Raw genomic sequence first — 16,992 nt, forward strand, 5'->3', positions numbered from 1 at the left:
TTATCCTTGCACGGTTTGCTTTTCGTTAAAGCCCTCCTGATAAATGCGACTAATAATCGATTCTATTTCTGGTTCTTCTACCGTTAAATCTTTAATATTATGTGTTTGCGAGATTTGTGTTATTAAATCGGATGCAGAAACTTCATTTCCATTAAAACGGAGCCAATAACGATTGCCTTCCTGCTTACATAATTCGCCATTTTTTACTGCAAAAGACTTATCTGCATCCTCCAGATCAACAACGAGAGTCCTCATTTTTCCAAACCTTTCCTTTACAGCGAGAATGTCCCCATCATAGACCTTTTGCCCATGATCAATCAGAACCATTCGTTGACAAAGCTTCTCAATGTCCTCCATATCATGAGTCGTTAAAATGACCGTTACTTGCTTTTCCTTATTAATCTCCTGAATAAAAGTCCTCATCTTCTCTTTGGCGACAACATCGAGCCCGATCGTTGGCTCATCCAAAAATAGAATGGGAGGATCATGGAGTAAGGACGCGGCAATATCCGCTCGCATTCGTTGTCCCAGGGACAATTGTCGTACCGGTGTATTAATAAATTCATCAAGACCAAGAATCTCTTGAAAAATGCTCATATTTTCTTTATACCGTTGGTCAGTTACCCGATAGATGGCCTTCAAAAGCTCAAATGACTCAATCGTTGGTAGATCCCACCATAACTGAGTCCGTTGCCCAAAGACAACACCGATGTTTTTTGCATTTTCTTGGCGATTTTCATACGGGACAATCCCGTTCACTGTCACTTGCCCAGCAGATGGCACCAATATTCCCGTAAGCATTTTAATCGTTGTTGACTTGCCAGCACCGTTCGGTCCGATATAACCGACCATTTCTCCCTTTTCAATCGAAAAGCTGATATCTTTTACCGCTTCTTTTTTGATAAACTCTCTTTTAACCAAGCTCTTTAATGCCCCAACTAGCCCCGTTTCACGCTTAGCAATCATAAATTCCTTTTGTAGGTTGTTTACTTCAATAATCGACATCTTCTCACATCCTTCTATGAGCCAGTGCTCTTATATCTGCTTAATCCTAACATCCAAATAAAATAGGCAAGACCAAAAAACAGCACGCCGACCAGCGGGGAAAAATACCCCATGTAATCTGGGAAATAAGGGGTTTCCTTATTTAAAATGACCGTTGTCGGAAAGTAATTCACAAATCCGAAAGGAATGACAAATGCCGTTATCCACTGGATAAACTTTGGATATATGGCCAATGGATAATAGGTTAAATTTCGCGCTGGAAACATGGCAACCCAATAAAATTGCTCCGACTTCGTGGTCCAAAATGCGAATGCCGAAATGATAACAAGAAGCCCTCCTTGAATCAACACACCACCAACGATTGCCCCAAGTAAAAAAAGGATCTTACCTATAGTCCATTCAAGCTGTAGCTGAAAGCTGACAATAGCGAACACAATGATACTAAACAGAAACTGCCCGAATGAGGCGATATCAAACTTCATCGCCATAAAATGAAAGAATGGATTAAGCGGTCGAACAAGAAAACGATCAAATGTTCCATTCAATATATATGTATCAAGACTGCGAAAATGAAAAAAGAGGATAATGCAAAATCCCCATGAGAGAATGGACAATGCAAATAAAAAAAGCATCTCAAAAAAAGTTCCAATCTCCTAATGTTTGAAATTGATAGAGCATGACCCACATCGTGACAGCCGTTCCTGTATAGGCTGTGATCATCCCGACGATCCTCATCACGAAAGCAAAGCGATACTGAAGCTGCGCTCTAATCCCCGCTGAGACAAGCTTAAAATAAAGTTTTATATATTTTGCGATTGTCATCTCTTTATCCCCCTTGAACAACCACTTTATGGGATGCCCGATTCCAGACCATTCTTAAAACGAAGTAACATACGAGTAACCAAAATAATTGAAGCCCTAAAGAGGTGAAAACTTCTCCCCCTGTCGTCTCCCCGATAAAAATCGAAATCGGCATAAAGAAAATGGCTTGGAAGGGCAAATAAACAGCGATTGTTTCCAACCAGTTTGGGAAGAACCAAAGAGGAATAACTGAACCGGAAAGAAGGGACATCGCAAAATAAAAGATATCTTCAATTCCTCCTGTTTCCACTAGAAAAAAGGTTAACAATCCAAATGTCATTTCTACACAATAGCGAATTAAAAAGCCGATACACGCAGAAATGATAAAGTACGCCCAAGTCAGCCAATTGGTCGGCAAAGCTAAGTCCAAAAAGAAAAAAATGATAAAGTATAATGGCAATAACGCGGTGATCATATAAAAGGCCACACTTCCAAAATCGGCAAATAAATACCTTAATGGCACATCAAACGGCCTCATTAATTCTAACGAAATATCTCCCGTTCTTACCTTCTCTTGAATTTCCCATAACGGAGTTCCAGCCTCGTTTTCACTCCATCTAAAAATTGACTCACTACTATGTAAGTTAGCATCGCTGTAAAGGTGACTCCGCCAGCCTCGTCCCGTCCTGCATAAAGGGCTGTCCAAATCGAACCCCACATTAATAAAAATATAATATTGGATCCTGTCCGTGACCAAACCTCAAAACGGTAAACCGATGAGCGAAGAAAAGCCTTTCTTGTGAATGTCCAATACATACTCCAACTGCTCATTCCCTGCACCCCGTAATAATTTTGATTTTTAAGACTATTTCATATTCTAACATATTCGTATAAAAAATGGCTATCTCATGAGATAGCCATTCCAGAGTAAAGACAAAGCTCAAAAGTATTAGACGACAGTTACCTTCAGGCTGATTGAATTACCTTTATTTTGCAAGCTTCTTGATTTCCGCATTGATCCTGTCTTTGTAAGAGTCTACGATCGCAAAGTCCATCGCAGCTATATAAATACTCTCCAGTTCATTTCTTAATCCCTTTGCCTCAGATAAATAAGAAATCGCCTGCTTCATCTTCTCTTGATAACTTTGTGAATAAAGCTTAATTTTATCAGCAAAAATTTCATCTGTTCCCGTCTCGATTATCGTCCCATATAAATCAATAATTTCATCCCCTTCACGGGATGGGAAATACTCATGGGGTGCAGTGCTGTCAAAGATGGCAATTCCAAGCTCGCGAAAAATTAACATATCAAGACTATGAGGATCAAAACCGCAATGATAAATCTCCACATCAATGCCCCTTGACTCTGCCTCTGCTGCCAATTTCTTTAACATGGTTGATTTCCCAGAGCCAGGTCGCCCTTTTATAAAAAAACGGTGGGCAATATCTTCAGTCAGATTTGGAACAAAATCCACAGCTCCTTCAGGCGTAGCTGCACCTAGAAAGCGATGTTTCACATCCGAGTGTTTATTTAATACCATATCGTTAAAGAATGATTCTGCCAGCTTTTCAGTTAGTTTGTTAGCCTTTTCAAAATCCATGCTGTTAATATAAATTTTCTCCCATTCATCATGAATTTTTAATGCTTCTTCAAGCGTTTCATAAGCAGAACGGAAAGCTAATTGAACCCTACTGTTGAGATCGACGATTCTCTCTTTCTTTAAAGCTAGCCTTTCTGAATCCCACGCCTCGCCAAGATTGACGTATTCCTCAACGACACCCGGTACTTTCGGCTCAATGACGTGGGGAGCTGTTCCATCGACAACTCCTATTTTAAGTTCTCGAATAATTACACCATCAATTGAATGATGATCAGAGGAACAATGTAAAAATTCCAGATCAAACCCCTTTTCTAACCATTTAGCACCAATGTTTTTCATTAATGTTGATTTTCCAGTACCTGGACCACCTTTTAAAATAAACACTCTCTCTAGCCCTGCTAGGCACTCATCAAATAAGCTGAAAAATCCGCGAGCCGTATTTCCACCTGCGAAGTAATGTTTGATCTTCCCAGCCACATAAACACATCCTTTTGATTTCTTCAGGATATTTATATGCAAAAGCAAAATAATGGGTGAGTGCCTATCTCAAAGCTTTATTCTTTAATGAGCGGAGCTAGCTTTGCTCCTGTTATCAACAGTAATTCACTTGCTTTTAGTTCCAGCTGGATTCCGATTTTCCCAGCACTCACAACGATCGTTTCCAAAGCTGACGCACTTTCGTGAATAAAAGTTGGATATGCTTTCTTCATCCCTACTGGCGAGCAGCCGCCTCTAATATACCCTGTCCATTTTTGAATATCTTTCACAGCAATCATTTCAATCTTTTTCTCTCCCGCTGCCTTGGCAGCTTTTTTTAAATCAAGTTCCTCTGCTACAGGAATGATAAAGACATAAATTCCCTTGCTTGTTCCTTGAGCGACCAATGTTTTAAAAACGCTTGTTGGCACTTTGCCAATCTTTCCGGCAACAGAAAGGCCATCTATTTTCCCATCTTTGTTCTCATAAGTCAAAAGCTCATATGCAATTTTTTTCTTATCTAAAATCCGCATCGCATTCGTTTTATTTACCTTCACTGCTATAACCTTCTTTTCTCCCATTTGCTTCTATCGTCTCAAGCTTCCAACAGCGACTTATGAATCCATATTGCCGCCTGCGAGCCCTCCCCTAATGCAATTGTCACTTGCTCGGAGTGTGCGACAACATCACCAGCCGCCCATACATGTTTAACATTGCTCATTTTCGTACGCGGATCGACTACAATATGTTTGTTCTCTAATAATTCCACACCAAGCTGCTTTGCTAACTGAGATTTCACTTCATTCGCTCCAAAAGCAATGAATCCATGATTAGCTGTTAGCTTAACTCCATTTTGCAATACAACTCCTTGAAATTGCTCCCCATCTACCAAACATTCCACAATCGGGCTTGCATAATAATCAATTTCTTTCTCCTGAAGCCTTTGAAGAAGCTTATCGTCTACCGGCCTTTGTTCATGATTAATATAGCTTAACTGCTTCGTCCAATAAGATAATGTTAAAGCCATATTAGCGCCTACATTTCCAGAACCAAGCACGAGCGCGCTCTGATCCTTTATTTCATAGCCGTCACAATCCGGGCATACGTAAACACTAGAACCAAGACATGGAATTAACGACGGAAAAGGAGGTAGTCGATCGATCACACCTGTGGCAAGTAAAAGTCTTTTTCCAAGGAAGCTATCGCCATTTTCAGTTCGAATATCGAAGCCTTCTTCTTTCTTACTCACTGCTTATACTTTACCAAGGACAAACTGTACTCCTAACCCTTCAGCTTGTTTCCTTCCGACAGTCCGCAAATGCTCTCCGCTCACGCCATCAGGGTATCCTAATAGATTATGATAGCTTCTACATAATGTAGAGCGACCAACCCCGGCATCAATAACCAGCACATGATGCCGGTATCTCCCTAATTGTATCGCTGCCTGCAAGCCTGCAATTCCTCCACCGATAATGACACAATCATATCTCAAAAAAAAATCTCCTTTCGGACAAGATTCCTTTATATCTTCCCCGAGAGAAGGGTGAATATGTCTACCTACATAACTCCTTTTTGCCGCTGCGTCTGCACCAAATCAGCATAGAAGCCATTTTGCTTCATAAGCTCCTGATCTGTTCCTTTTTCAATCACGATGCCATCCTTCAATACAAGAATTAAATCGGCATGTTGGATTGTATTTAAGCGATGCGCAATGACAAATGTTGTTCTTCCCCGCATAAGCTTGCTCAAGGCTTCTGAAATTTTTATTTCCGTAATTGTATCGATGCTGCTTGTTGCTTCATCAAGAATCAGGAGACGAGGGTCGGCAAGCATCGCTCTTGCAATTGAAAGAAGCTGCCTTTGCCCCTGGCTTAAATCGCTGCCTTCTGAAGTTAATACGGTATCATAGCCTTTTGAAAGCTTCATGATAAAATCATGGGCATTGGCCTGCTTCGCTGCTTCTTCTACCTCTTCATCTGTTGCATCAAGCTTGCCGTAACGGATATTCTCTCTCACAGTTGTGCGAAATAGTACAGAATCCTGAAGAACGAAAGCCATTTGTCTTCGCAAGCTTTTTCTTGTGATATTTTTAATGTCCGTGCCATCGACGTATATCGTTCCTTCATCAGCATCATAAAAACGCGACAAAAGAGAAAGAACGGTTGTTTTCCCTGCACCAGTTGGACCAACGAGGGCTACCGTTTGCCCTGGGTAAGCATGGAATGAAACGCTATTCAGTGTGGCTACTTCTTTCTCATAGGAGAAGGATACCTGATCAAACACAATATCTCCTGTTAAAGTAGAAATTGATTTTGCCCCTTGTTCATTCTTTCCTTCACTCTCTTCATCCATAATTTGAAAAACCCGTTCCGCTCCAGCAACAGCAGAAAGGATCATATTAAATTGATTCGCTAAATCATTTAAAGGACGAGTAAACTGTCTCGAATACGTCGTAAAAGTGACGATCACCCCGATCGAAACCGCTCCTTTTAGCGCTAAAATCCCTCCGATTCCAACAATAATCGTAAAGCTGATATTATTTAGCATGTTCATCAGCTTTGGTATGAAGCCTGAATAAGCTTGCGCCAAATAGCTGGACGTTCGGAGAGCCTCATTTTTGCTCTCAAATTCAGCCATGACCCTTTTCTCTTGAGAATACATCTTTATTATTTTTTGACCTGAGATCGTTTCTTCAATAAAACCGTTCATATCTCCAATATTTCTTTGCTGCTCCTTGAAATATCTCCCTGTTCGATTTGTAATCCACTTCATTCCAGCAAATAACACTGGGACAATCAGCAAAGTTAGCACCGTTAATAAGGGACTTAGCCATAGCATCATTACGATCGTTCCCATTAACGTTAATGTACTTGTCACTACTTGAATAACAGCACCGTTAAGCGTTCTGCTGACATTCTCCATATCATTTGTTAAGCGGCTCATCAATTCTCCATGCTGACGCTTTTGAAAGAATGAAAGCGGTAGCCTTTGGAGATGGGCAAATAATTGATTTCTCATAAAGAAAACGACATTTTGAGCTATGCCAATCATCCAATAGTTTTGAAAAAAGACAGCACCAGACTGAAGAAGATAGACAAGCATTAGCCAGATGAGCATCTGCAGCAACACACTTCCAGTCCAACCCGCGAGAACACCATCTACAGCAAGTCCCATTAAATATGGACCTGCTAAGGAAAGAACAGAACTAATCATTATCATTGTCAAAACAAGGAGAAAGAGACCCTTTTCCTTTGCAAAATAACGCCACATTCTTCGTAAAGTGCCGTTCATATTATGAGCTTTTTTACCCAACACAACCAGCCTCCTTTCCTTCTGACTGTGATGAATAAATCTTTTGATAGTAGCTGCTTTCTCTTAAAAGATCGTGATGACTTCCCTTTGCCACAAGCTCTCCTTCATGAATGAGGAAAATCGAATCCGCTTCCTTTACAGAACTAATTTTTTGAGCAATTAGAAGAATGGTACATGACTGTTTTTTTAACGTGCTAAGAATGCTCGCTTCCGTTCGCGCATCCAACGCACTTGTACTATCATCTAACAACAAAATGCTTGGTTTTCTAACAAGAGCCCTCGCGATCGAAAGCCTTTGTTTCTGCCCGCCTGAAAAATTAACTCCTCGTTGACCGATAAAAGTATCATAGCCCTTTGGCAACCCCATAATAAATTCGTGAATTTCCGCCTTTTTCGCCGCTTCCATCACTTCTTCTAAACTAGCATCCTCTTTTCCCCACCGAATGTTCTCCATAATCGTTCCGGAAAACAAATGGGCTTCTTGAGGAACTAAACCAATTTGTTGACGAAGATTTTCTATATTCAGCGATTGTATATCTTTTTGATCTATGTAAATTCTTCCTGCTGAAACCTCATATAATCGTGGAATCAACTGAAACAGCGACGATTTTCCCGAGCCTGTTTCGCCAAGAATTCCTATTGTTTCACCAGCTTTGACTGAATACGAAAGCCCCTTTAACACGAAATCATCTTGGTAGCGAAAAGAGACGTTATCAAAATCAATCTGGCCAGCAATCCTCTTACAAACAGCAGACTGATGCTTCCCTTTCTCTGTTTCTTCTTCAAGAACATCCGTGATCCTTGATGTGGAGGCTTTTGCCCGAGAGTAATTCATCATTAAAAAAGAAAACACCGTAAAGGAAAACATAATTCGCGTAGCATAATTAATAATGGCAACCAATTCCCCCGCTTGTGCAGTACCAATCCCCAGCTCTTTATGGCCAATCCAGAGAATGAGAAGCATCGCCCCATTCATTCCCAGCATCAAAATCGGCATCGTTAGCTCCATTATCCGCAATGCTTTTTTATTGTCCCCCATTAAAGAGGAATTCACTTTCTTAAAGCGCTTCTCTTCATATGTTTCTCTAGTAAACGCTTTTACGAGACGAATCCCTAATAAATTCTCACGAATGACACGATTCAATGAATCTAGTTTCCTTTGAACACGTTGAAATAGCACAACACCCTTTTTCAATAACCAAAGCGTAATCAACAACAAAACCGGTACAGTTATGAGCAAAATATGAGCAAGCTTTACATTCACCATATAAGCCATAATGATGCCGCCGATGATAAACAAAGGAGCTCTCAGCGCAATTCTTAGACCCATAAAAATAAAGTTTTGAATTTGCGTAACATCATTCGTTAATCTTGTAATCAGTGAAGACGTTGGGAATTTTTGAAATTGCTGAAACGCAAATTCCTGCACCTTTTGAAAAAGCTCCTTACGTATACCATATCCCGCTCCTTGACTGACCTGCGCCGCATAAAAAGAATTAACAATACCGCCAATAAAGGCTAGCAAAGAGGTCCCAAGCAATACACTTCCCCATAAATAGACGATGCTGAGGTCCCCAGCGACAATTCCATCATCAATGATAATGGCCATAATAACAGGCTGGTACAATTCTACCGCAAGCTCAAGGATAGTAAAAAAAAGGGCAATCCACATCGCTAATTTGTATGGTTGAATAAATTTAAACAATAACTTCATCTGTCTTCCCCCGTACATTCTCGCTGTAAAAGAAACCCAATAAAAGGAATCCGCTAGCATCTTCGATTTACCAATTTTACCAAAAATTCATTATTTTCGATACCCTTCGATTCCCTAAATTTTATGAAAGAAAAAAAGAGCTCTCCCTTTATGAAGAGAAAAGCACAAGAGGAGCGTATAATGATTGTTCTTAAATCAGTACAAAGGAAAAAACATATGCAACAATAAACGTACAGAAGCGGTGAAAATTCACGCCAATAATCCACTAACATCCCGCAACCCGATTCAAAGAAATTCGAGCTCGATATCTTATCACTAACTCCACAGATGTAAAGAAACTTTACATCCACTTCAAGCGAATTACCCTTTCCTCTTTCACCTCAGCACCTCTCCCTTAGAAACTAATTTTTCCCTTTCTGAACTCCGAATCTTGCATTGATTTGCCCTCGCAGCATTTGGTTACGAATTTTTGCATCATCCTCCTTTTTCTTATTTTTCAGCATCTCCTGTCTAATTTCATAAGTCCGTACACCTTCATCTCTCTTGTTCGCAATATCAATTAATCGCTCCACATCCGCAAAAGAATATTTGCGATTTCCTCGTTCAGTTCTTTCAGGAAAGATGAGCTTCCTTTCTTCGTAATATCTGATTTGCCTTTCCGATAAACCTGTCAACTCACTAACAACACCGATTGTAATAACCTTCCTATTCTTATATAAAGGGTCCTCTTTCATCCCTTCACCCCTCAAATTGTTTATTCCAATTATATACCGGATTTCGAAAAATCTTTAGTCTTTTGTTAGATTTTCTTACATAAAAATAAAAACATTGTAAGTTTTTTTAACAAACTAGGTGATTTAATACGCAAACCTCCATACAATGTTTCTATATAGAAAAAAAGAGGATGAAAAAGGGGAAATTGAGAAAGCCAGCGGAAAAACAAGTGAAGGGTGAGCGCTCATGCCAATGCTGAGAAATGCGGTACGTAAGAGAAGAGAGTATGTGATTTCAGCGTTAACGAGAATCGGAGCTTTCAAGCAAGAGGAACTTCAATTATTAACATTAACAGAGCTTGAAGCTGAATATAAAAAATTAGTCAATAAAATGAAGGGAGTAACCAAAAATGGCCAATAAAGAAGATGTCATTGACTTAGCTAAAAAAATCGTTGAATTAGATATATTACGGGATCAAATTTATGAGAACTTTGCCGAGGTAGCAGGAGAGCGTGCTGATGAACTGCTTCGAAAAGTCCAGAACAGTCAAAAGGTAGTGTAAAATATACAGCTGATTTTGGGGAGCACAGTAATCGTCGTGCTTCCAGCTTGTCATCAAAAGGCATCGGGAGACGATGTCTTTTGTCATGTTGGAATCGCCATAACTTTATTGCTTTCAAGGAAGCCTTCTTGTCGCTAGCGCTCCTCCTTGTCTCGGTGTTAACGCTATTTTTCCTAGGAATCAGGTATGTTCCGCTCCAACCAACTGATTTTAAGCACATTTCCAAACTGAACTTGCCCATTTTTGTATCAATGTATTTCCAATCCCATACTTTTTTGCAGGCGACCAATCCCCTTTCAATTGACCCTGCGACGAAAATATTTACCCCTCCTATAAAATCCCCTAAATATAGCTCGTATTATTTTTTATGATTTTCACTTTTTGTACATTGTACCGATAGGAAATTAATTAAAGTGATACTGACAATATCCTTCCTTAACGCAAATATATAACCATTTTCCTAAGGAAAATAGGCAACGGCAAAGCTAAAGGGGGACGATGTTCAGCAAACGAAAACCCATTTTTGCAAAATGATTATTTTTATTTATCCAAGGGTTTTTCACCCCCCTTTTTTTTGCCGTCTATAAACTAAATTCAAGTAACACCTTGCTCAGAATGGTTTCTCTTTTCTCGGCACCTCAAAAGTATTCACAATTGAATTTCTTTTTTCCACCTTTACAATGGTATAATTTATGATTGTAAGATGGTTTATTTAAAATTACTGGCACTAACAATGTTCGATTGAAAACAGAAAGCTCGGAGTGAAAATGAATTTGGAATCAAAAAAATCATTGCCTATTTTATTTATCGTTATGTTCCTTGTCATGGTCGGATTTGGCATAATTATTCCCGTGCTACCTTTTTATGCGGAGAATATCGGGGCATCGCCCACTGAACTAGGTTTATTGATGGCTGTCTACTCCATTATGCAACTTCTATTTGCACCGATGTGGGGACGTCTCTCCGATCGTATCGGTCGTAAACCAGTCATCATGATTGGCATATTAGGTTTATCCATTTCTTTTTTTCTAATGGCTCTTTCCGAACAGCTTTGGATGCTTTTCTTAGCTAGAATCCTTGGCGGTTTTCTATCTTCGGCTAATATGCCAACTGTCATGGCGTATGTAGCGGATATTACAACTGAAGAGGATAGAGGAAAAGGAATGGGAATCATCGGGGCAGCTACTGGACTTGGGTTCATTTTTGGACCTGCTATCGGCGGCATCTTTTCTGAAATTGCCTTAAGTCTCCCGTTTTTTATCGCTGCTGCCTCTTCGCTCTTTACTTTCTTTTTGGTCATCTTTGTCTTGAAAGAATCACTGACTATTGAGAATCGCAAGATGACCTCAAAGCGAAAAGGTCCATGGAAAGAAGCGATTAAGAGCCCTGTGTCCACGCTCTTCTATTTACAACTTTTTGTCTCTATCTCACTTGCAGGATTAGAGGCAACTTTTGCCTATTTCGCAGCACAAAAAGCTGACTTAGACGCTGTAAAGCTTGGCTATATTTTCATGATTATGGGACTTGCCCAAGCATTTGTCCAAGGTGGATTAATTGGAAAGATGACGAAAAAATTCGGAGAAGGATTCGTCATCCAACTGGGAATTATCATTTCTGGAATTGGCTTTGGCCTTATTCTCCTGTCCAATTCGTTTTGGACAGCCGCTCTTTATTTGACCATTTTTGGAATTGGGAATGGGTTAATCCGACCTGGAGTATCTTCTCTGCTTACGAAGAAATCAAATACTGGTCACGGGAGCACAACCGGGATGCTTTCCTCTTTTGATTCTCTTGACAGAATCATTGGTCCCCCCTTAGGTGGATGGCTCTTTTCGATCTCTATCGGACTTCCCTATGTGATCGGCATTGGTTTATCTGTCATCGCACTCTTTATGTTTTTCATCTACACAAGCAAACAAAAGAGCATCATTATGGAAGAACAGGGATAATCAAAAAAGCTATGCGTAGAGCCGTTTATAACGACTTTTCACATAGCTTTTTAAGTATCTGCCACATTTTTTTCGCTGATTCATTCTGAATGTTAGGCTGGAGATGCTTCTTTAAGCTCTATCCCTTATTCTTCTTATTTGCCGCCTTCTCTAGACGTCGAAAACGTCGTAAATCTGCTTTACGAATTGGCAACGGTTCATGTTTAAGCAGCTTCACAATCGCTATTGTCAACATTAATAACAAAAACGTAAAAGGAAGTGCAGCAATTAAGGAAGCCGTTTGCAACGCTTCAAGCCCCCCTGCATAGAGCAAAGCGGTAGCAATAGCAGACATCAAAAATCCCCAAACAAATTTCGCCAACTGCGGCGGGTGCAAACTGCCAAAGGTCGTCATGCTTGATAATATATAGGTCGCGGAATCCGCCGATGTGACTAAGAAGGTTAAGATTAGCAAAATCGACAGAACTGACATGATGGTTGATAAAGGCAGCTGATTGAATGTCATAAACAGCGCACTTGTAATATCTGCATCTACAGCTTCTGCAATTCCAGCATGATGATTTAAATCATTCCATAAAGCGGTTCCTCCAAAAGCAGCGATCCATAAACAGGCGATTAACGGAGGAATGATCATTACCCCCATAATATATTCGCGAATGGTTCTCCCCCTAGAGACGCGTGCAACAAATGCTCCCACATATGGCGACCAAGCAATCGCCCATGCCCAATAGAAAATCGTCCAATCACGGACCCATGTTCCACCTTGATAAGGCTGTAGTCGTAAACTATACTGAATAAAATTGGCAAAATAATCACCAATGGCTAATGTGAAGCTTTCTAAAATCATCAAGGTCGGACCGGCAATTAAAACAAATACAAGAAGCAGGATCGCAATGCCTAAATTTAAATTACTCAAAAAACGAATACCTTTATCCAACCCAGTTGTGGAGGAAAACATATAAGCAATAAAGATAATAAAAATAATGATGAGCTGAATTAGAAACGAATTGCCCGTTCCCCATACACTATGGAGCCCCCCTGCCATTTGCAAAACACCTAAACCTAACGAAGTAGCGATCCCCATTACTGTCGCAATTACAGATAGGGTATCGATTGAACTTTTTACAATTGGCTTCTCCCCGACGACGGGTTCAAGAGCAGTAGAAACAAGTCCATCTTTATTTTTGCGAAACTGAAGAAAGCCTATCACAAGCCCTACGATGGCAAATACCGACCATTGACTGATTCCCCAGTGAAAAAAAGAATAGCCCATCGCAATTCTCGCAGCCTCTTCTGTCTGAGGCTGCACCCCTTCAAAAGGAGTCGAGAAAAAATGGCTCATCGGCTCAGCTACTCCCCAAAAGACTAATCCTGCCCCAAACCCAGCAGAGAACAACATTCCAATCCATGTAAAGAATGGAAATTCCGGGCGTTCTTCTTCTCCGCCTAAACGGATCGCTCCATACTTACTAAAAGCCAGCCCTATTAAGAAAACGATGATAATAAAGACAGCAAGAAGATAGAACCAGCCAAAATTAACAGTCGTAAAATTGAACAATCTCCCAGCAACAGCACCGAATTTTCCAGGCGCAATCGCCCCAATAATCACGAGAATTAAAATAATTGCTGCCGAAACGGAAAATACAGGGTTTTTCCACATTTGTTTATTCATGTAAGCCCCCTCAAATAATACGATCTCCCTCTTATTTTGACCTGTTTTCCTAGATGAATTCGTATGCGACCGAACTATCGTAATAAAAAAAGTTTAAGTTAATCACAACCAATCTGATCGGTTTAAAACATACCTACCCGTATTAGCAGTGAAATAAACAATGATTTCATTGTTTATTTTCTTGCATTATAATAATGGCTAGGGGGTGACCCAATGGCACGCGACCGCAAATTCTCCACAGAAGATTTATACCATGCCACAAAACAAATTTTGCTTGAGCAAGGCTATGATGGCTTTCATTTTGGCCTTTTAGCTGAGAAATTGGATATTTCAAGAGGAGCCATTTATAAATACTTTGATAACCGGGAAGAACTTATCGTCAACTTTATGCGGCACGAAATGAAACTTTTTCTGACAGAATTAAAAAATGTTGAGCAATTTCCATCTTTTGACGAAAAATTAACGTTTTTATTAGAGCTTATTTTTAAAAATCCTGCTGTTCCAAGATTAATCGAAATCGGACAGCGTATTCCAATTCATGAGAATTTAAAAATGAAAGAAGATGTCTTCAAGTTAGAGGACCTTCGCCTTAAGATGTATCAGCATCTCCAAGAATTTATCGATCTTGGGAGAGAAGAACAAAAGTTGAATCCATCAGTACCGGATACATTAATTCTTGGATTTATCTTCCAATCCATTATGATCCCTAATCATTTTGATATTCCGCAATCAAAATGGGTTCAATCCATAAAAGAGATTCTTTGTCATGGAATTTTAAATCATCAATAGTTGACACTTGTGTTACTTTTAAAGATAATAAAAAGTAACACAAGTGTTACTTTCAAATTCACCCAAAGTGACACTTGTGTCACTTTGGGTGAATTATTCTTAAGAAGGCATTGTTAGAAATCGGTTTGATTTTTTGCTCATTTTTTCTCTCTGGCTCTTTAAACTGTGCTTAAAAGAGATAATAGACCAAGATTTCACACGAAATGGTTAAAAAATACTTAATCAACAATGTGGTTTCACAAAGCTTTTTAGAAAGGAATAGATCATGAAAACATTCATACAGGCTGTCACTGATCGCGTTACCACAAAAAAAGGAACACGGATTACCTTAACTCTTTGGCTCATCGCTACGATTGCCTTGACTTTATTTGCACCGAGCATACATGATCATCAAGTTTCAAACATAGATACTCTTCCTGATGATGCAATCTCCGTTGTTGCCCAAGAGAAAATAACACAGTATTTTAAAAACGGTGAAGGAGTACCTGCTATTTTAGTTTTCCAATCAAAAAACGAAGGTGACAACGTACACCCTTCAGACCTGACTAGTCTCTTAGATAAGATTGGTAGCGAAAAAATCCCTGGGCTCCAACAGATTGTACCGTTATCAGCTCTGCCGCCTCAAGCAACAGCTGAATTTTTTTCAAAGGATGAAACAACCGCCTTAATTCCTCTGACCTTTGATTCTTCTTTAGAGACAAAAGAAATGCAAAAATCGATTGCACATATTAATCAAATCGTAAAGGATTCATCCGAGCTCATTCTTTATGTAACAGGACCAGCTGGAATAGCAGCTGATACCCTTGATTTATTTTCCCGTGCTGATTTAGTGCTGATCTTTGCAACAATCGGAATCATTTTAGTTTTATTAATCGTTATCTATCGTTCACCTTTATTAGCCTTAATCCCATTACTCGGAGCTGTTTTTGTCTATCAAATTGTGACACAAACGCTTGGAATCATGGGCAATGGTGGACTCGAGATAAGCAGCCAGACGATATCGATCATGTCGATTCTATTATTTGCCGCAGTGATTGATTATTCTTTATTTGTTTTCTCTCGTTACCGCGAGGAATTAAAAACCTATGAGAACAAATATGAAGCTATGCAAGCAGCCATGAAAGAAACAGGAATGCCCGTTTTCTTTTCCGGTGGAACCGTGCTAGCAGCCATGCTTGTATTATTTTTTGCGCAATCAGGGGACTATCGTAACTTTGCCCCGACTTTTGCAACAGCCATGGTCATTATCATGATTGCATCGATAACGCTTATCCCAGCTTTATTTACGTTATTCGGCAGAAAGTCATTCTGGCCTAAAATCCCTAAAGTAGGTGAGCCCAATACTCAAACGCACTCATTTTGGGGAAAAATCAGCCGATTTGTGACCAATAAGCCAAAGCTCTCTGTAGCAGTTATCAGTCTCATTCTTCTAATCTCTGCCAGTAATATATTCAACTTAAAATATGAATTTGACACGATGAAATCATTCCCAGACGATATGCCTTCTCGTCAGGGCTACGAAATTCTAGAAGATAAGTTCGAAAAAGGGGATCTTGCCCCTACAACTGTTTTATTTGAATCTACGAATCCATTAACAACCGAGCAAATTGAGGCATTAAAAGACATATTGGCGGCACAAGAGCTTGTCAGCAATATCCGTGTCAACGGAGTAACAGACGACAAGACAGCCGTTCATTATAACCTGACATTTGAAGGAAATCCTTACGCGACCAAAACGATGAACACTTTGGAAAAAATGATCGAAATAAGCAACGAATTCGTCTCTGATAGCCAGTTAACAGGGAAACTTTATTTTGCTGGTGAGACCGCATCAAAAGTTGATGACAGAAAAATCAACGATCGCGACGTCATCCTCATTGTTTTGTTGGAAACCATTCTTATCTTTGTCATGCTCATCTTCTTAACAAAATCGGTGAAGATGCCGTTTTATATGATGGGCACTATATTGATTTCCTTCCTTGCCGCTTTAGGACTCGGTACATTTTTGAGCACGCTATTATTTGATATCGGTTCAATCAGCGACCGCGTCCCACTGTACTCTTTTGTTTTCTTAGTTGCATTGGGGATTGACTATAATATCATTCTCGTATCAAGGTTCCAAGAGGAACGAAAGAAGCACCCCGTTCAAGAAGCAGTAAAAATCGCCGTTGCCAATACAGGTGGTGTCATTTCATCAGCCGGATTAATCCTAGCGGCAACTTTTGCCGTCTTAATGACCCAGCCGATTGAACTACTATTTGTTTTTGGCTTCATTGTTGCAGTCGGCATCTTGTTAGATACGTTCTTAATCCGTGGAATATTATTACCAGGGTTAATCGTATTGGTGGAGAAGGATAAAGCGGATAGCAGGCCAACCGAAAATTAAACAATAAACA

The 16,992-nt window shown here is 39.8% G+C and carries 15 protein-coding genes and 1 pseudogene; 5 read left to right on the forward strand and 11 right to left on the reverse strand.

Features of this window, described 5'->3' with window-relative positions; all coding sequences use genetic code 11:
- From PZE06_RS03615 to PZE06_RS03660, 10 genes and pseudogenes are all read right to left on the reverse strand, one after another.
- Nucleotides 1–1,005, reverse strand: coding sequence for an ABC transporter ATP-binding protein (locus PZE06_RS03615; protein WP_150915269.1), 1,005 nt, complete (start codon nt 1,003–1,005; stop codon nt 1–3).
- Nucleotides 1,006–1,019: 14 nt separating this feature from the next.
- Nucleotides 1,020–1,637 (reverse strand): ABC transporter permease, encoded by a 618-nt coding sequence (locus tag PZE06_RS03620; RefSeq protein ID WP_225310649.1) that lies wholly within the window; start codon nt 1,635–1,637, stop codon nt 1,020–1,022.
- A 1-nt stretch (nt 1,638) separates the two neighbouring features.
- Nucleotides 1,639–1,827, reverse strand: a complete 189-nt coding sequence (locus PZE06_RS03625) for a hypothetical protein (RefSeq protein ID WP_225310648.1) — start codon at nt 1,825–1,827, stop codon at nt 1,639–1,641.
- A 4-nt stretch (nt 1,828–1,831) separates the two neighbouring features.
- Nucleotides 1,832–2,512, reverse strand: coding sequence for an ABC transporter permease (locus PZE06_RS03630; protein WP_225315184.1), 681 nt, complete (start codon nt 2,510–2,512; stop codon nt 1,832–1,834).
- 280 nt (nt 2,513–2,792) lie between these two features.
- Complete coding sequence (locus PZE06_RS03635; RefSeq protein WP_150915268.1) at nt 2,793–3,884, reverse strand: PRK06851 family protein; 1,092 nt, start codon at nt 3,882–3,884, stop codon at nt 2,793–2,795.
- Between the two features lie 77 nt (nt 3,885–3,961).
- On the reverse strand, nt 3,962–4,441 hold the full coding sequence (ybaK, locus tag PZE06_RS03640) for a Cys-tRNA(Pro) deacylase (RefSeq protein WP_150915267.1): 480 nt from the start codon (nt 4,439–4,441) through the stop codon (nt 3,962–3,964).
- Between the two features lie 38 nt (nt 4,442–4,479).
- Nucleotides 4,480–5,376 (reverse strand): annotated as a pseudogene (locus PZE06_RS03645) (NAD(P)/FAD-dependent oxidoreductase).
- A 65-nt stretch (nt 5,377–5,441) separates the two neighbouring features.
- Nucleotides 5,442–7,175 (reverse strand): ABC transporter ATP-binding protein, encoded by a 1,734-nt coding sequence (locus PZE06_RS03650; RefSeq protein ID WP_150915301.1) that lies wholly within the window; start codon nt 7,173–7,175, stop codon nt 5,442–5,444.
- Between the two features lie 13 nt (nt 7,176–7,188).
- Nucleotides 7,189–8,910: an ABC transporter ATP-binding protein gene (locus PZE06_RS03655; RefSeq protein ID WP_150915266.1), complete on the reverse strand. Its 1,722-nt coding sequence runs from the start codon at nt 8,908–8,910 to the stop codon at nt 7,189–7,191.
- A 401-nt stretch (nt 8,911–9,311) separates the two neighbouring features.
- Nucleotides 9,312–9,644, reverse strand: a complete 333-nt coding sequence (locus PZE06_RS03660; protein ID WP_150915265.1) for a MerR family transcriptional regulator — start codon at nt 9,642–9,644, stop codon at nt 9,312–9,314.
- Nucleotides 9,645–9,870: 226 nt separating this feature from the next.
- On the opposite strand from PZE06_RS03660, the gene fbpA reads away from it, so the two are divergent.
- The 3 genes from fbpA to PZE06_RS03675 all read left to right on the forward strand — a co-directional run bounded on the left by fbpA (nt 9,871) and on the right by PZE06_RS03675 (nt 12,135).
- Nucleotides 9,871–10,044: a Fur-regulated basic protein FbpA gene (gene fbpA / locus PZE06_RS03665; protein WP_150915264.1), complete on the forward strand. Its 174-nt coding sequence runs from the start codon at nt 9,871–9,873 to the stop codon at nt 10,042–10,044.
- Nucleotides 10,034–10,186 (forward strand): hypothetical protein, encoded by a 153-nt coding sequence (locus tag PZE06_RS03670; protein ID WP_191963186.1) that lies wholly within the window; start codon nt 10,034–10,036, stop codon nt 10,184–10,186. The genes fbpA and PZE06_RS03670 overlap by 11 nt, the downstream gene beginning before the upstream one ends.
- 773 nt (nt 10,187–10,959) lie before the next feature.
- Entirely contained in the window at nt 10,960–12,135 is a 1,176-nt protein-coding gene (locus PZE06_RS03675; RefSeq protein ID WP_150915300.1) for an MFS transporter, read from the forward strand.
- Between the two features lie 118 nt (nt 12,136–12,253).
- Here PZE06_RS03675 and PZE06_RS03680 read toward each other — a convergent pair whose 3' ends face one another.
- Nucleotides 12,254–13,807 carry a BCCT family transporter gene (locus tag PZE06_RS03680; protein ID WP_150915263.1) on the reverse strand — a complete coding sequence of 518 codons (1,554 nt, stop codon included), beginning with the start codon at nt 13,805–13,807 and terminating at the stop codon, nt 12,254–12,256.
- Between the two features lie 213 nt (nt 13,808–14,020).
- Between PZE06_RS03680 and PZE06_RS03685 the strand changes: the two genes are divergently transcribed.
- Entirely contained in the window at nt 14,021–14,596 is a 576-nt protein-coding gene (locus tag PZE06_RS03685) for a TetR/AcrR family transcriptional regulator (protein ID WP_150915262.1), read from the forward strand.
- Between the two features lie 265 nt (nt 14,597–14,861).
- Nucleotides 14,862–16,982 (forward strand): MMPL family transporter, encoded by a 2,121-nt coding sequence (locus tag PZE06_RS03690; RefSeq protein ID WP_150915261.1) that lies wholly within the window; start codon nt 14,862–14,864, stop codon nt 16,980–16,982.
- Nucleotides 16,983–16,992 lie beyond the last annotated feature (10 nt).

Source organism: Robertmurraya sp. DFI.2.37 (genome assembly GCF_029211245.1).
GTDB lineage: Bacteria > Bacillota > Bacilli > Bacillales > Cytobacillaceae > Robertmurraya > Robertmurraya methanolica_A.

Bases quoted from the DNA above. Each gene is read 5' to 3' on its own strand.
- PZE06_RS03615 (WP_150915269.1), bottom strand. From the start codon at position 1,005: ATGTCGATTATTGAAGTAAACAACCTACAAAAGGAATTTATGATTGCT.
- PZE06_RS03620 (WP_225310649.1), bottom strand. From the start codon at position 1,637: ATGCTTTTTTTATTTGCATTGTCCATTCTCTCATGGGGATTTTGCATT.
- PZE06_RS03625 (WP_225310648.1), bottom strand. From the start codon at position 1,827: ATGACAATCGCAAAATATATAAAACTTTATTTTAAGCTTGTCTCAGCG.
- PZE06_RS03650 (WP_150915301.1), bottom strand. From the start codon at position 7,175: ATGAACGGCACTTTACGAAGAATGTGGCGTTATTTTGCAAAGGAAAAG.
- PZE06_RS03655 (WP_150915266.1), bottom strand. From the start codon at position 8,910: ATGAAGTTATTGTTTAAATTTATTCAACCATACAAATTAGCGATGTGG.
- PZE06_RS03660 (WP_150915265.1), bottom strand. From the start codon at position 9,644: ATGAAAGAGGACCCTTTATATAAGAATAGGAAGGTTATTACAATCGGT.
- fbpA (WP_150915264.1), top strand. From the start codon at position 9,871: ATGCCAATGCTGAGAAATGCGGTACGTAAGAGAAGAGAGTATGTGATT.
- PZE06_RS03670 (WP_191963186.1), top strand. From the start codon at position 10,034: ATGGCCAATAAAGAAGATGTCATTGACTTAGCTAAAAAAATCGTTGAA.
- PZE06_RS03680 (WP_150915263.1), bottom strand. From the start codon at position 13,807: ATGAATAAACAAATGTGGAAAAACCCTGTATTTTCCGTTTCGGCAGCA.
- PZE06_RS03685 (WP_150915262.1), top strand. From the start codon at position 14,021: ATGGCACGCGACCGCAAATTCTCCACAGAAGATTTATACCATGCCACA.
- PZE06_RS03690 (WP_150915261.1), top strand. From the start codon at position 14,862: ATGAAAACATTCATACAGGCTGTCACTGATCGCGTTACCACAAAAAAA.